Annotated in this window: 13 protein-coding genes; 3 read left to right on the top strand and 10 right to left on the bottom strand. The window is 67.6% G+C overall.

The features are described 5' to 3' along the window. Window positions 1-164: 164 nt before the first annotated feature. From ACNPNP_RS05065 to ACNPNP_RS05090, 6 genes are all read right to left on the bottom strand, one after another. Window positions 165-1616 (bottom strand): LCP family protein, encoded by a 1452-nt coding sequence (locus tag ACNPNP_RS05065; RefSeq protein WP_448964975.1) that lies wholly within the window; start codon window positions 1614-1616, stop codon window positions 165-167. Next, window positions 1613-2080 (bottom strand): 5-(carboxyamino)imidazole ribonucleotide mutase, encoded by a 468-nt coding sequence (gene purE, locus ACNPNP_RS05070; RefSeq protein WP_448965245.1) that lies wholly within the window; start codon window positions 2078-2080, stop codon window positions 1613-1615. Before purE ends, ACNPNP_RS05065 begins: the two co-directional genes overlap by 4 nt. Before the next feature lie 100 nt (window positions 2081-2180). Further along, window positions 2181-3314: a 5-(carboxyamino)imidazole ribonucleotide synthase gene (locus ACNPNP_RS05075; protein ID WP_448964976.1), complete on the bottom strand. Its 1134-nt coding sequence runs from the start codon at window positions 3312-3314 to the stop codon at window positions 2181-2183. Between the two features lie 64 nt (window positions 3315-3378). Further along, window positions 3379-3933 carry a PH domain-containing protein gene (locus ACNPNP_RS05080; protein WP_448964977.1) on the bottom strand — a complete coding sequence of 185 codons (555 nt, stop codon included), beginning with the start codon at window positions 3931-3933 and terminating at the stop codon, window positions 3379-3381. A gap of 87 nt (window positions 3934-4020) precedes the next feature. Further along, window positions 4021-4785: a biotin--[acetyl-CoA-carboxylase] ligase gene (locus tag ACNPNP_RS05085; RefSeq protein WP_448964978.1), complete on the bottom strand. Its 765-nt coding sequence runs from the start codon at window positions 4783-4785 to the stop codon at window positions 4021-4023. A gap of 39 nt (window positions 4786-4824) precedes the next feature. Then, window positions 4825-6114 carry a CDP-glycerol glycerophosphotransferase family protein gene (locus ACNPNP_RS05090; RefSeq protein WP_448964979.1) on the bottom strand — a complete coding sequence of 430 codons (1290 nt, stop codon included), beginning with the start codon at window positions 6112-6114 and terminating at the stop codon, window positions 4825-4827. A 97-nt stretch (window positions 6115-6211) separates the two neighbouring features. Between ACNPNP_RS05090 and ACNPNP_RS05095 the strand changes: the two genes are divergently transcribed. Beyond that, window positions 6212-7237, top strand: a complete 1026-nt coding sequence (locus ACNPNP_RS05095; protein WP_448964980.1) for a glycosyltransferase family 2 protein — start codon at window positions 6212-6214, stop codon at window positions 7235-7237. 44 nt (window positions 7238-7281) lie between these two features. Beyond that, the gene (locus tag ACNPNP_RS05100) at window positions 7282-7599 is read left to right on the top strand and encodes a hypothetical protein (protein ID WP_448964981.1); all 318 of its coding nucleotides are present in this window, start codon (window positions 7282-7284) and stop codon (window positions 7597-7599) included. Window positions 7600-7612: 13 nt separating this feature from the next. On the opposite strand, the gene ACNPNP_RS05105 is transcribed toward ACNPNP_RS05100, so the two are convergent. Next, the gene (locus ACNPNP_RS05105) at window positions 7613-8779 is read right to left on the bottom strand and encodes a polysaccharide deacetylase family protein (RefSeq protein ID WP_448964982.1); all 1167 of its coding nucleotides are present in this window, start codon (window positions 8777-8779) and stop codon (window positions 7613-7615) included. Between the two features lie 12 nt (window positions 8780-8791). Then, entirely contained in the window at window positions 8792-10534 is a 1743-nt protein-coding gene (locus tag ACNPNP_RS05110; RefSeq protein WP_448964983.1) for an alkaline phosphatase family protein, read from the bottom strand. Window positions 10535-10634: 100 nt separating this feature from the next. Between ACNPNP_RS05110 and ACNPNP_RS05115 the strand changes: the two genes are divergently transcribed. Further along, the gene (locus tag ACNPNP_RS05115) at window positions 10635-11846 is read left to right on the top strand and encodes a PIG-L family deacetylase (RefSeq protein ID WP_448964984.1); all 1212 of its coding nucleotides are present in this window, start codon (window positions 10635-10637) and stop codon (window positions 11844-11846) included. Window positions 11847-11861: 15 nt separating this feature from the next. Here ACNPNP_RS05115 and ACNPNP_RS05120 read toward each other — a convergent pair whose 3' ends face one another. Together ACNPNP_RS05120 and ACNPNP_RS05125 are read right to left on the bottom strand one after the other, a co-directional pair. Then, window positions 11862-13298 carry a CDP-glycerol glycerophosphotransferase family protein gene (locus ACNPNP_RS05120; RefSeq protein WP_448964985.1) on the bottom strand — a complete coding sequence of 479 codons (1437 nt, stop codon included), beginning with the start codon at window positions 13296-13298 and terminating at the stop codon, window positions 11862-11864. Beyond that, window positions 13295-14555: CDP-glycerol glycerophosphotransferase family protein (locus ACNPNP_RS05125; RefSeq protein WP_448964986.1), on the bottom strand; the 1261-nt coding region annotated here is incomplete at its 5' end. The genes ACNPNP_RS05125 and ACNPNP_RS05120, both read right to left, overlap by 4 nt.

The raw sequence follows: 14555 nt of genomic DNA on the forward strand, positions 1-14555 counted from the left end.
CGCGTCTCGCGGTGACTTCCACGCCGGGCGGCGGCGGTCCCTCCCCCTCCGACTGTCGTCGTCCGGTGTCGGCCAGTGCCGGCCGGCAGGCCCGCTGCCCATCACCGCACGCGCGAGTGATGGGCAGTGAGCCACTCATCGCATGTGGTCAGAGTGGTGGCTGCTCACGGAGTCGGCGCGGGAGTCGCCGTCGGCGGATGCAGCGTCTGCTGGGCCAGGTCTCGCACGAAGGTGTAATCGGGCTCGAACTCGTCGACACCGTTCTCCGGTACGAGCTCTATCGGCGTGACCGGCAGCTCCTTCGCCTTGAGCATCAGATCGAGGAACTCCGACAGTTTGTCCCTCGGCAGATCCGTGTCGACGAGCACAGTGCCTGCGGAGGCGATGTCATTGAACCGCGTCAGGACGTTCTCAGGTGTGAACTGGTCGAGGATCGCGATCTGCAGTTCACGCTGACGCTGCATGCGATCCCAGTCACTGGTCGTGTACCGCGAGCGGGCGTACCACTGCGCGGTGTCGCCGTTCATGTGCTGCTGACCGGGTTCGATCCAGCCGATCGCCCATTCGTTGACGTCCGTCCCGGTCCAGCCCTCCGGCGGGCCGCCCTTCGGCAACCGCTCCGTGACGTTGATGTCCACGCCGCCGAGCGCGTCGATCATGGCCGCGAAGCCGTTCATGTCGATGAAGATGTAGTACGGGATCTCGATGCCGAGAATTCCTTCCGCAGCGTCCTTCGTCGCCTCGATGCCCGGCGCGGAACCGTGCGCGGCAGCATCCGGATAAAGCTCGGCGCCCTGATCATCGCGACAGACCTCCGCCGCGTAGCGGATATGGTTCATCCACCCGTTCCACCCGCACGATGACGACGAATGCCCCTCGAAGCCGTTCGGATACAACGCGTGCATCGGACTGCCCTCGCTGAACGGCGCGTTCGGCAGCTCGCGCGGGATGCCGAAGATCGTCGTCGCACCGGTCGTCGCGTTGACCGACACCACCGAGATGCTGTCGAAGCGCATCGAATCGCGCCCGTCACCGCTGTCGGCCCCCAGCAGCAGGATGTTGTAATACCCGTCGACGGGCTCGACGCTCGGTCCGCTCTGGCCGAAGATGTCATTGATCGCGCCCCGGCTCGCCCCTGCGACGCTCGCCGCGTACCCGGCGCCTCCGCTGAGCAGCCCGACGAGGATCATGGCGACGACCGGGATGGCGAAGCGCGACGCCTGCGGGACCTTGACCAGACGCACCAGGCGCAAGGTGTCGAAGGTCAGCACGAGCCACAGCAGCGCATAGGCGATGAACAGCACCTGCAGCGCCGTCAGCACGAACCAGTTCGTCGCCGCCGAGACCAGCACGGAACGCCAGAACAGCGCCGACACGATCGCGAGCACCACGAGGAACCAGCTCACCAGCGTCGCGACCAGGCCGATGCGACCGAGTCGGCGGTTGCCTCCGGCGAGGACCTGTGCCGAACCGGGCACCAGCACGTTCATCACGACGAGCCACCAACCGCGGCGCCCCATGAAGCCGGCGTCCGCCAGATCGGGGTTGCGCAGCGGGCGGGTCTCGATCAGCGGGCGCCCTCCCCGGTTCGTCGCGCGCGGCGCGGCGATCGTCACAGGGAGTCCTTCAACCGTTCGTTCTTGTCGGCGACTTGGGACTCGAGTGTGCGGGCGTACTCCTCGATCCGATCGGCGACGGCGTCATCCGACGCACCGAGAATGCGCGCCGCGAGGATGCCCGCGTTGCGTGCGCCGCCGATAGACATGGTGGCCACCGGGATGCCGGCAGGCATCTGCACGATCGAGAGAAGCGAGTCCATCCCGTCGAGGTATGCGAGCGGAACCGGCACGCCGACGACGGGCAGCGGTGTCATGGACGCGAGCATGCCAGGAAGGTGCGCTGCGCCTCCCGCTCCCGCGATGATGACACGGACTCCTCTGCCCCGTGCGTCGCGTGCGTACTGCATCAGCTTGTCCGGCGTGCGATGAGCCGAGACGACCTCGACCTCGTGCGGGATGCCGAACTCGGTGAGGGCCTGCGAGGCATCGCTCATCACGCGCCAGTCGGAATCGGATCCCATCACGACGCCGACGATGGGCGCAGCGGAAGAGTGCAGTGGCTCAGTCACCTCCCCAGGGTACGTTCCGCTACTGGGAGTTCAGCTGAACGGCGCGCGTTACTCAGACGAAATGCGCGGCCGCGGCGCGTGCGGTGTAGACGACGTCGTCGAGGTCGTCCCCCGAGACGTTCACGTGTCCGACCTTGCGGCCCGGACGCGCCGCTTTGCCGTAGGTGTGGATCTTCGCGGACGGCTGCTCGGACATCGCCGCGTCGAAGCGGTCCTCGAATCCGCCCTCTGCCGGACCGCCGAGGATGTTGACCATCGCCGCCCAGGCTGCACGCGGCGTCGTGTCGCCGAGCGGAAGATCGGCGACAGCGCGCAGATGCTGCTCGAACTGTCCGGTGACAGCGCTGTCCTGGCTCCAGTGCCCGCTGTTGTGCGGGCGCATCGCGAGCTCGTTGACGAGGATGCGCTCGTCGTCGGTCTCGAACAGTTCGACCGCGAGCATTCCCGTCACGCCGAGCCCCTCTGCGATCTGCCGCCCGATCGCCTCCGCGACGCGCGCCAGTCGGTCGCTCGCGGCCGGTGCCGGAGCGAACACCTCGGCGCAGACGCCGTCGCGCTGAACCGTCTCCACGACCGGGTACGACATCATCTGCCCACTCGGCCGACGTGCGATCTGCTGCGCGAGCTCACGGCTGAACGACACCAGCTCCTCGACGAGCAGCGCATCCGTGCCGGCTCCTGGGGCGAGGGCATCGAACCAGTCAGAGGCCTCGTCCGCGCTGCGCACCACGCGCACGCCCTTGCCGTCGTAGCCGCCTCGCGGTGTCTTCACGACGGCCTTGCCGCCGTGATCATCGAGGAAGGCCTGCAGCTCATCGACGCCCCGCACAGCGGCCCAATCCGGCTGCGGCACTCCGAGCTCGCTCAGACGCGCGCGCATGACGAGCTTGTCCTGCGCGTACTGCAGCGCGTCGGGACCGGGGTGCACCGCCACTCCGTCTGCGACCAGAGCACGAAGAACCTCCTGCGGCACGTGCTCATGATCGAACGTGACGACGTCGACGTCCTTCACGAATGCGCGCACGGTGTCGATGTCGCGGTAGTCCCCCACCGCGGTGGCCGCCAGCTGCGCCGACATCCCCTCGTCCTCTGCCAGCACTCGCAGGTCGAGTCCCAGCTCGACCGCCGGAGCGATCATCATCCGAGCCAGCTGTCCGCCGCCGATCACGCCCACACGCAACGCCATTGAGATCTCCGTTCGTCGTGTCCATTCTCGCGCATGGCGGAGGACGTTTCGACGGTTGCGGCGCTCAGTGGTCGGAGTCGGGGTCCGACATCGACTGCGCGTCACGATGAGCGAGGATCTGATTGACCTCGATCTGATCGGCGAGCGCCTCATGCACCAGTGTCACGTTGGGCACGTTCACGAGTCGCAGCGGCGTGTCGACGCCGTTCGAGAGGGTGATGGTGCCCGCCCCCCACATGCGCTGGATGATCCCCCGGCGCACCCCGATGGTGTAGCCGCGCACATGCGACATCTCACGGCTCCTGCGCGCGCCGAGCCCCTCGCGAACGACCACGCGGCGCGTCGTGACGGCGTAGCTGCGCGACGCCCACACCACGAACGGGATGAGGACCCCGAACAGCACGAGCGCCGCCGCCGCGGCGAGGAGCATCCAGTCTTCGAGACCCGGCGGCAGGTTGCCGTAGAAGAACGCTGTGGCGCCCGAAACGGCGATGAGCAGCAGCGCCGACCAGAACAGCGCGCGGGCGTGTCCGCGGAAACGCGCGATCAGGCGTTCTTCGGCCGGTGCGCCTGGCGGCGGCATCACCGGCCGGCCTCCGAGAGTCACGGGCTGGGTCACCCCTCCATTGTGCCTGGCGGCACGGACATCGTCCGCCAAGGGTCGGCGTGTCCGCGTGGCCGTCCGCTGCGCACCGAGGCGCGTTGCTCACCGCAGACGTGCATGCACCACGTCGCCCGCGGAGACCAGACGCTCGACACCGTCACTGCTCACGCAGAGCCGACCGTCCTCCTCCAGGCGCAGCGCGGTGCCGTGCACGGTCGTGCCGTCGGGGAGCGTGACCTCGACGTCACGACCGAGAGTGGTGCACAGGGCCGACACCGCACCGTGCACACCGCTGCGCACGGCATCCCCCCATGTCGTGAGGGACGAGATGAGATCGCCCAAGCGCGTCAGGTACGTGGCAACGAGCACGTCGGCATCGGCCGCCCCGCCGAGCACGGCGAAAGACGTCGCGGTCGGCACCGGCAGCTGCTGCTCGGTCATCTCGGTGTTGATGCCGGCGCCGACGATGACAGCGCTTCCCGTCGACTCGGCGAGGATGCCGCAGATCTTGCGTCCATCCACGAGGACGTCGTTCGGCCATTTCACGCCGACCTCGTGATCGGGCAGCTGCGCGGAGACGGCCTCCGCCATCGCCGCTCCGGCGATGAGAGGGACCCAGCCGGTCGCCTCGGGCGTGGACGGCAGTTCGCGCAGCAGCACCGAGATCGCCAGAGCCGCCCCTGCCGGCGCCACCCAAGAGCGATCGAGCCTGCCCCGACCGGCGGTCTGGTTGTCGGTGAGGAGCACCGACAGATGCGGCCACGACACGCTGTCGGCTGACAGCGCACGCAGCGCCGCATTGGTCGACGCCGACTCATCGATCGCCTCGAAGCGGGACGCGGCGGCTTCAGCTTGCGGGTAGCCCATGCGCGACAGTCTACGGAGGGGACGGCGGATGCCTACGGGTCAACCGTGCAGCTCGTCGTCCTTGTCCTCTTCGTCGTCATCGTCCTCGTCGGCCTTGATGGCACCCATCTCGCGGAACTGCCACTCGTCCCATCTGCCCATGAGCTGCTCGATCGCCGCGTGGAACTTGGCGGTCGCGACGCCGGGCGTCGTGTCGCCGAAGTAGCGCTGCACCCACATGCGCAGCTTCTTGATGGCGTCCTCGTCACCGCGCACGCGCTCGATCTCGCCCGCGACGTCCGCCGCGGTATCCGCCGTCAGCCATTCGCAGTCCGAGAGATATCCGCCGGTGTCGACCGATGCGCGCTCGTCGACCGGACGGGTGATCATGAGCGGTTTTCCCGATGCGAGGCGGTCGTAGACCATTGCCGAGATGTCGACGATCGCGACGTCGGCCGCGGCGAGTTGCCAGCCCAGTTCCGGGCCGTCGTCGTAGATGTGCTGCGCGCCCGGATCGGCGCTGTTCGCCGCGGCGATCGCCGCGATGATGCGTCGGTGCGCGGCGCCGTACGCGTCGTCGACGACGCCGCTTCGTGGGTGAGGACGGTAGACGACGCGATGCGTGCCCGTGGCCAGCAGCGCATTCACGAGAGTTTCGCCGTGGGTCGCGATCGAGCCGTAGTGGGCGCTCGGGCGATCGCCCTCCCACGTCGGGGCGTAGAGCACGACGGTGCGGTCGTCCGGCGTGTACGGCAGGGTCCCGGAGAAGTGATCCGCCTGCGGGCGACCGATCTCGATCGTGCGGCTGTCGACGTCGAAGTCCCACAGCGTGCGGGAGAGCCGGTCGCGTGCGGCCTGACCCGCCACAAGCGAGTAGTCGTACGCCTTGTACTGATTGGTGGTCATGTACATCTTGTCGGACTCGCCGTGGTTGATGAACACGTGCCAACGACGTCCGTAGCGGAACATCTGGAAGTTGCGTGTGTTCTGATTCACGTAAAGGACGATGCGGATGTCCTGATCGCGGATGAAACGCTCGAGGTCTCGCACGGTGGGCACGAAGGCCACCGGCGGCGCGTCCTCCGCGAGGAGCTTCTCCGCACCGATCGCATTGCGGGCGAGCACGACCACCGGCCACAGCTTCTCGAGTTCGGCGAGCGGCCGGTACCACTGACGCATCTGATACATGTTCACCGCACCGTCGGCGAAGTACACGGCGATCTTGTAGTGCCGCTCCGGGTGCGGAGGGGACGCGTCGAGGGTGCGCCGGACGCGCTGCACCGCCGAGCGCGAGCGCATGGCTTTGCGCAACAGGCGGTACGCCTTCCTGACATCTTTTACAGCACCCACATGTCAAGACTACGCAGGAGCCTGCACCTCGTCGTGACATGATCGGGGGGTGGTAGAGAACGATTCGGCAACGCCTGCGGACGGAGTGTCGTTCGTCATGCCCGTTCTGAACGAGCACGCCTACCTCGAACACGCCATCGCCTCAGTGCTCGCACAGCAGCTCGACGGACCAGCAGAGCTGGTGCTCGCCCTCGGCCCGTCGACCGACGGCACGACGGAACTCGCCCAGCGCCTCGCCGCCGGCGATGACCGCATCCGGCTGGTCGACAACCCAGAGGCGCACATCCCGGTGGGCCTCAACGCGGCGATCCGCGCCAGTCGCTACCCGACGATCGTGCGCGTCGATGCCCACTCCGAGCTCTCTCCCGGGTACGCGCAACGAGCGCTCGCGACTCTGCGGCGCACCGGCGCCGCGAACGTCGGCGGCGTCATGCGCGCCGACGGACGCACGCCGTTCCAGAAGTCGGTGGCGAGGGCGTACAACTCCCCCATCGGCCTCGGCGGCGGCGCCTACCACGGCACCACGCATGAGGGCGAGGCCGAGTCCGCGTATCTGGGCGTCATGCGCCGCGCAGTGCTCGAGGAGGTGGGGCTCTTCGACGAGTCGATCCGCCGCGGCGAGGACTGGGAGCTGAACCTTCGCATCCGCCAGGCCGGGCACAAGGTGTGGCTCGACCCCCAGTTGTCCGTCACCTACTGGCCGCGCGAGAGCTGGTGGCGCCTGGCGCGTCAGTTCCGGGCGACGGGCGCGTGGCGCGGCGAGCTCGTGCGCCGCTTCGGGCGCAGTAACGGACTGCGTTTCTTCGCACCTCCGGCGCTGGTGTTGAACGTCGCCCTCGCGCTGCTCGTGGCTCTGCTGCAGGTGACCGGTGTGCTGGCCGGTATCGCGTCGGCTGTGGCATCCGTCGTGTACCTGCCGCCCATCGCCTATGTGCTGCTCGTGATCGCCGTTGCGCTGCAGCCGGGAGGGGGCAGAACCGTGCGCGAGCGGATCTGGACCCTCGCTGTCCTGCCCACCATGCATCTCGCGTGGGGTGCCGGTTTCCTCGTCGGCGTCCTCCGCGGCGCAAGAGGCACCGTCGACGCCTCCCGTCTCGGCACACGGAACACGCCGCTGCCGTGATCGTGAGCCCGGCACGGGAGTGTGCACCCCGGTAGGCTCCAGGCATGACGACTGACTCAGCCTCGCGCCCGTCCCGCCGTGGTCTCGCGATCGCATCCATCGTGATCGGGGCGGTGGCAGTTCTGATGATCGCCGGCTTCTGGCTGAGCGGCGGCGGCTCGGACGGGCAGGGTCTCACAAACGCCGTCGTGCTCGCGGTCCTGTCGTTCTACGCTTCCGTCGTGGTCGGCGCCGTCGCCGTACTGCTCGGTATCGCCGCAGTCGTCGTCGCACGACCGAGAGTGCTCGGCATCATCGCGATCGTCCTCGGGCTCATCCCCGTCATCGTCGTCGCCGCTTCGTTCACCACTCAAGCCGGGTGAACGCTCAGCGCATTCAGCCGATCTCACTGATCAGCGCGTCCAGTCCCATGCCGTAATTGATCCGTACAACCGGCAGGGCGAGCTTGTCGGTGCCGACGTGCACGTACCCCGGCTCGATCGTTCTCCCCAACTCGTATCCGGCCATCGCCACGCCCTGCTTCGTGGTGTCGTTGTAGTGGCCGAACGGATAGGCCACGACCTCGCGCACTCCAAGGACGTCCGCGGAGGCATTCAGATCGGCGGCGATCTCCTCGGCGGAGAGATTGACCATCTGTCCCTCTCCGTTCGCACCGGCCGTGTGCATGGCGTGCGTGTGCGAACGACGCAGCACGTAAGGCGACGGTGCGGGATCCTGACGGTCGGCGGTGATCATGAACGAGGTCGCCATCACCTGATGCTTGTCCACCACTGGCACCGCGAGATCGAACCAGGTCTGATCGGCATCATCGTCCGTGATGATCACGGAGTGGTTGGGAAGGTAGAGCCGCCCGTCGATGAAGGCACTCAGCTCATCCCACGTGGGCAGATAGAAGCCTGTCGTCGCGATGTGATTCATGTGCGCGTCGAAGTCACCGATGTACGCGTAGTTCCCGCGGAGCCAGCCGTCCTCGCCCTCGGGCCGAGAGGTGAACTGGTGGTACATGAGGATCGGGATCTGCGCGTCGACGGCGGCATTGTCCTCCGGGCTCATCCATGCCCCGTGCAGCACCATCCGATGGTCGGTGCACGCCACCAGGTCGGAGCCGTTCACACGTGCATCGATCTGATACGCACTCGCACCGTCGGGCGACGTGTACCAGCCAGCGAACACACGTCCTTCCTGAGCCGGAATCGGCAGCGCGGCGTACGCCGAGTTCTGCGACTGCAGCATCGGTTCCTGCGTGATCGCCTCGCCCTCGAAGCTCACTGCGCAGGCGAGTGGATCATCGCTGTCTGCGAGGAGTCGCTCCTCCGCGGTGATCGGCGTCGGCTCGGGTGCGGGAGCTGTCGTCTGCTCTGGCGTTTCCGGGGCGTCCGCAGACACGGCGGGGTTGTTCAGCGAGGCGACGACGACGACCGCCCCCACGCCCAGCGCCACGACGACCACTGCGAGGAGTGCGACGAAAAGGCGCCGGCGCCGGTACATCCGCCTTCTGGACTGCACGTTCGTACCGCGCCTGGTGGGACCAGAGCTTCTCATGTCGCCCATATCTCACGCGTCCTCTGGTGGGCCGAACAGCCCCTTGCCTCTTGAATGCAACAGTTCGTATGCCTCGCCGAAGGTCTGCGGCTCCTCGCTCTCCGACAGTCCGTGACGTGCCAGCAGCAGCCCCAGCAGCCCGCGGGCCGGCGGAGTGAGCGGCTTGTCCTTGTGCGCGTGCGCGGGATGAAGCGGCTTCTCCTCGGGATTCGGCGGAGTGAACGACGGGTTCGTCTCCGGCCAGTCGGCGGGGTGACGGGGTTGTTCGAGATTGATGATGTTGAACAGGTCGTTCGCACCTGCGTCCCGTTTCGTGAGCGGCCGGAGTCCGTGCAGACGGTTCAACGTCGCGATCACCGAGCCATGGTGCATCTCATCGTTGATGACGGTGCCGCTGCGCGTATAGGCGGACACTGCGATCGCCGGAACCCGGCATCCGAGCCGGTCGAACTCGAATCCCATCTCACCCCGGCCGGAATCGTCGGGTGGCGTGGCCGCGGGCGGAGGCACGTGGTCGTAGCAGCCGCCGTGCTCATCGAAGGTGATCAGCAGCAGGGTGTTGACGGCGTTGGAGCCGCCCGGTGTCTTGCTCGTGCGGACCGCAGTGTAGATGTCGTGGATGAGCTCATCGCCGGCACGGACGTCGGAGTATGCGCTGTTCATGACCTCCGAGCCGTCCACGTCGCTCTCGTGACGGTGGCCGAACGGAGGATGGAAGTCGTTGTGGTTGTACACCATGCGCGGTTCGATGAAGGCGTAGGCGGGCAGGTCTCCGTGCTCGACGTCGGCGTAGAAGTCGTCCATGGTGCCGAAATGCTCAGTGCGCCAGAACTTCTCGAGCACCGGTGCATGCAGCACGCCGGTGAAGGAGACCATCTGCAGCTCGTCGAAGTAGATCTTCCAACTGAGCCCCTCGTCCTCGAGCCGATTGAAGATCGTGGGCGATTGCTCCGCATCGAGCCATTTGTCATAACCGCCGCCGTGCTTGTTCGTCACGAAGCCGTGCGATGTGGAGGCGTGGAAGAACGAACGATTGCAGAACGTCTGCGAAGGCACGGCGCAGAACCAGTTGTCGAACACCGCGAACTCGCGCGCCAGCATCGACAGGGTCGGCAGCATCTCGGGTGAGAACGAACCCATGATGTGCTTCGCCTCATCGGTCGTGGGCGGCGTGCCTTTCTTCAAACGCTCGAAGTTGATTATGTAGTCGTTGAGGAAGCCGCTCATCGTGGCCTGCTCGCCGTTCTGCGGCGTGTTGAACGGCGCCTGCATGCTCTCCACGAAGAGCTTCGCGTTGCCCGCGGGTTCGACGGTGTTGAAGATCTGAGTGTTGACGTGCGGAAACTCTTCGCCGGGATCCGGATCGGGGTGCGCCATGATCTTGTCCGTCGCGCCCTCGTAGACGTGCGCGTCGACACGAGTCCCGTCCGCCGTCTCGTTGTAGTACTCGCCGAACGCGAGCCCGTCGAAGCTCTGGCCGTCCGGCAGGTTCTCCTCGGAGTACAGGTAGCCGAGCAGGTTGTCGAAGGAGCGGTTCTCGCCCATCACGACGACCACATGATCGAAACCAGGGGCGTGCCGTGGCGCGAGCGCGCCGTAGTCGTTCTCGGCTGCGAGGAACCCGGATCGCTCGCCTGCGGCGAATCCGACCGCACCTCCCGCTGCACCGCCGAGAAGGACCCCGGCAGCAGCTGTGCCGCCGAATCGGAAGAAGTCACGCCGCGATCGCTTCGAGGGCCCTGGCTCGCTGTGCATATGGGCATCCTATTGGCCGGTCCGGACCGATTGCGGCCCTCGCACGTCCTCCACCCGAAAATCGCATGCTGCCGCTAGCATGTTGACTTAATCGCGCCGCATGGCCGATGGCTTTGCGACGGGGGAAACGATGGTGTGGATACGGCCACGCGCACATGCGCGCACACGCGGCGCCGCGGTGCTCGCGATAACCGCGGTGATGGTGTCGCTTCTCGCCGGCTGCATGTCGCAGAAACCTGAGGACGGCCCACCTCGTCACGTGATCGTTCCCGCTCCCCAGCTTCCGGTGAACTCCCTGACCGCTGCGCGGAGGATCGAGATCACGGAGAGGCAGTGCCCCGCCGCTGTGACGCAGGAGGCTCTGCGAGCGCTGCCGGAATCCGCGGCCGAGGCCGTCGACTTCCTCGCCTCGTCCGCGCAGTGCCTGCTGATCGGCACCGTGCTGCAGACCACGGTGCAGCCAGAGACCTTCATCTCACCGTTGCAGTACGCCGCGCCGTGCGCCTCCCCCGCGATCGTGTCAGTGTGGGCGCACTACGACGACGATCTGATCTTCGGCAGTCCCACCATCCCGAACGCCATGGCAGCCGGGCAATGCGTCCGCACGCTGTTCATCACCGGATCCGACGCCGGCAAGGGCGCCGAGTACGCGATGGATCGCGAGCGCGGCATCCGCACGGCATATGACGTGATGCGCGGCGTCACCGGGGAATGGATCGATTCGGTCCTCACGCTGCGCAGCGGTGTGACCGTCACGACGACGTCCCCTGTGGACGACCTCCGCATCGTCCTGCTGTTCGTCAGGCTTCCCGACGGCGGCCTCGATGCCGGTGGATTCGGTGCGACCGGATATCAGGCTCTGCCGCAGTTGCTCTCCGGAGTGGTCGCGGAGTTGACGACGACCGATGCGGGCCAGTCGATCACGCTTCCCGAACTGGAGAACACGATCGCCGAAGTCGTGCAGGCCTACGCGCCGCCGTCTGTGCTCGCGCACCTCCCCGGGATCGACCCTCGCTCCGAGGGCGACCATCCGGATCATGCCGCGCCCGGAACCATGGTCTCGACTCTCGTGGACCGCGGCCTCATCGACAGCGCCGTCGTGCAGTACGCGATCGGTTACCCGAGCGCATGGAACGCCGTGAACCTCGAAGGCGACGAACTCTGGAAGAAGCTCGAGGTCTTCGCAGCGTACGCCGCGTACGACCCCGTCCTGCACTGCTCCACCGCGAAGGGCTGCCTGAAGGTGCACAAATTCGGCGCATGGTTGCAGCGCCAGTACCTCGTGCCCGACGCGGAGATCCCCGCGCCCTGACGCGCTGCTCGCTCGCTACGCGTCGACGAACCCCAGATCCAGCAGGCGGGACACCACGCGTTCGGCCGCATGCCCGTCATCGCGGGTGTTGAACTGCCTGCGCCACGCAGCGTAGCGGTCGGCGAAGAAACCGGGCAGCGACTCGTCCAGCAGCGCGTCCACGAGCTCGTCCTGAGTCGTCACCAGCGGGCCGGGGGCCCGTTCGGCGAGATCGAAGTAGAAGCCGCGGAGCTGCCCCCGGTAGTGCTCGAGGTCGGGAACCATGAAGTACATCGGCTTGCCGGTCACGCTGTAGTCGAACATCACCGAGGAGTAGTCGGTGATGAGCGCGTCGGCGACGAGCAGCAACCGCGCGGTGTCGGGGAAGCCCGTCACATCGATCACCCGAGCACCGGACTGATCGCGCCCCGGCCGGAGCGTGCGAGAGTGCCCGCGAACGAGCACGACGGCATCCGTCTGCTCCGCGAGCAGCTGCGGGTCGACGAAGTCGACGATCTCGCTGCGGTCGTCGCGCCAGGTCGGGGCGTACAGCAGCACTCGCTCATCGGCGCCGATACCGAGCGCCTTTCGCGTCGCCGACCCGTCGTCGGTCGTGAGCACGTCGTTGCGCGGATAGCCGTCGGTCCAGATGGGCTTGCCGAAGAACGCGTACGCCTTCTTCAGGATGCGCTCCGAATAGGTGTTCTGCGCGAGCAGGACATCCCAGCGGCGCGACTCCTTCACGACGGCCGCCATCCTTCGGGGATCGAACCCGCGGCGATGCAGCGCAAGGCGCTTGAGCGGCGTGCCGTGCCACGTCTGCAGCACCCTCTGCCCGTGCTTGCGTGCGAAGCGCCGGCGCATCCAGTCGTTGACCACGAGCAGCCTCGCCGCACCGCGGGCGCGCCACCATTCCGGGCTGCCCTCGATCACCGCGATCGCGCCCTCCGGGACGGCGATCGACAGGTCGACCACGCTCCAGTACCTCGTGACGCCCGGTGCCCGTGCCGCGATCTCGCGGTCGATGGCGCGCGGATTGCACCCGACGCTCTGTCCGTAGAAGCTCTCGAAGAACACGGCGTTCTCATCGCCGCCGGCCTGGGCGACGTAGCGCTCCTCGAGCGTGGACTGCCCCTCGGTGGTCTCGTAGATCAGCGCGACGGGAGCGGCGACCTCGACGTGGCCGCCGTGCAGCGCGATGCGCATGCCCGCGAGCATCTCCGGACCGATCTCGATGCCGTCGAGGTCCGCACCGTCGACGCTCAGCTCGTACGAGCCGGACGGCAGCGGCAGAGGTTCCCCCGACCATCGGGCGGCGCGAAGCGGAACGACAGCCTTCCAGGTCTTACCTCCGCCGGTGATCTTCCCCGTCACGCGTGCCCGTGGGCCCTCGAGGGTCGCCGATCCGGGCTTGGGACCCGTGCCTGAGATGATCAGCGTCTCCGCCTGCTCATCGATCCGGGCAGTCGTCATCGTGCTCCCTTCGGCGCGGGAATCCCCCGCGTGCGGATCGCCTGGTACACGCGGCGGGTGTTGTGTCCGTCGCGGTACGCGTGCATCTGTGCGCTGAGCGTACTGGAGCGCGCGGAGCGCGCGGTGAACACGTCGTCATCCGCCAGCAGCGTCTCGAGCTGGCCGACCAGGGCGTCCCAGTCCTTCGCCGCGTCGTCGCCCGCGACGTCCTCGTAGCGTCCGTAGAAGCCTCGGGTGCGCGCGTACTCCTCGGCGTCCGGTGCGAGATACAGCACGGGCATGCCCAGAAGCCCCACGTCGTACGCCAACGACGAGTAGTCGGTGACGAGCACGTCGATCCCCGGAAGGGCGGGAGTGACGTCGGAGGCGACCTCGGAGCCCAGCATCCGCACACGACCGCTCGGCAGCGGTGGCTGGTACGCACCCGCACCGAGCGGATGCGAACGCACGAAGAGCACGGCGTTGTGCGCCTCGAGCAGCGCGATGATCCTCACCCACTGCGCCGCGGTCGGCACGGCGACGTCGTCAGCGCCGTGGCGCCAGGTCGGCGCGTAGAGCAGCGTGCGAGCCCCCGCGGGCAGCGGTCCGGTCGCCGTGGAGAGCAGAGCGGATGCGGCGTTGCGCCGCTCGTCGTCGGCGCCGGCGGAGAGCACGTCCACGCGCGGCTCTCCTGTCACGACCACCCGCGCATCGCCGAGCGCGAATGCGGATTCGAGTCGTCCGCGCGAGCGGTCGGATGCCGCGGGCAGCACTCGGATGCGGCGTGCGGTCCGGCGGTACAGCACCGCCACGAGCCGTCGAAGGAGCCCCGCTCCCGGAACATCCGGAACCTGTGTGGTCGCCGGCGAGTCGAGTCCGATGCGCTTGAGCGGGATGCCGTGCCACAGCTGCACGATGAATCCGCCCGAGACGCCGTAACGGTTCACGTCGCCGAGGCCGTGCGTGACGACGAGCACGCCTGCGCGCGCTGTGGCCCACCACCCGCGCAGCGACGACTTCGAGATCGTGCGGATGCCGTGCGCCGCAGCATCCGCCCGTTCGCGCGCGGACGAGGTGAGCCAGACGGCGTCGTGCCCTTCCGCGGTCGCGACGCGCCACAGCGCCAGTGCACCGTCGCCGATCCCGGCGCCGCACCCGAACACCCAGCGCCGGCCGCGCGGGACGAAGAACGCGCCTATTCCTCCGACGGCATACAACGGGATGCGCAGGAGCTTGGCCGCATTGCCGGAGCCGAAAGAGAAGGACGCCCCCCCCCCC

The sequence above is a fragment of the Microbacterium xerophyticum genome (assembly GCF_053543555.1).

Coding starts and splice junctions, on each gene's coding strand:
- ACNPNP_RS05085 (WP_448964978.1), bottom strand. CDS start 4,785: ATGGGCTACCCGCAAGCTGAAGCCGCCGCGTCCCGCTTCGAGGCGATC.
- ACNPNP_RS05120 (WP_448964985.1), bottom strand. CDS start 13,298: ATGACGACTGCCCGGATCGATGAGCAGGCGGAGACGCTGATCATCTCA.
- ACNPNP_RS05110 (WP_448964983.1), bottom strand. CDS start 10,534: ATGCACAGCGAGCCAGGGCCCTCGAAGCGATCGCGGCGTGACTTCTTC.
- ACNPNP_RS05095 (WP_448964980.1), top strand. CDS start 6,212: ATGCCCGTTCTGAACGAGCACGCCTACCTCGAACACGCCATCGCCTCA.
- ACNPNP_RS05075 (WP_448964976.1), bottom strand. CDS start 3,314: ATGGCGTTGCGTGTGGGCGTGATCGGCGGCGGACAGCTGGCTCGGATG.
- ACNPNP_RS05115 (WP_448964984.1), top strand. CDS start 10,635: ATGGCCGATGGCTTTGCGACGGGGGAAACGATGGTGTGGATACGGCCA.
- ACNPNP_RS05100 (WP_448964981.1), top strand. CDS start 7,282: ATGACGACTGACTCAGCCTCGCGCCCGTCCCGCCGTGGTCTCGCGATC.
- ACNPNP_RS05105 (WP_448964982.1), bottom strand. CDS start 8,779: ATGAGAAGCTCTGGTCCCACCAGGCGCGGTACGAACGTGCAGTCCAGA.
- purE (WP_448965245.1), bottom strand. CDS start 2,080: ATGGGATCCGATTCCGACTGGCGCGTGATGAGCGATGCCTCGCAGGCC.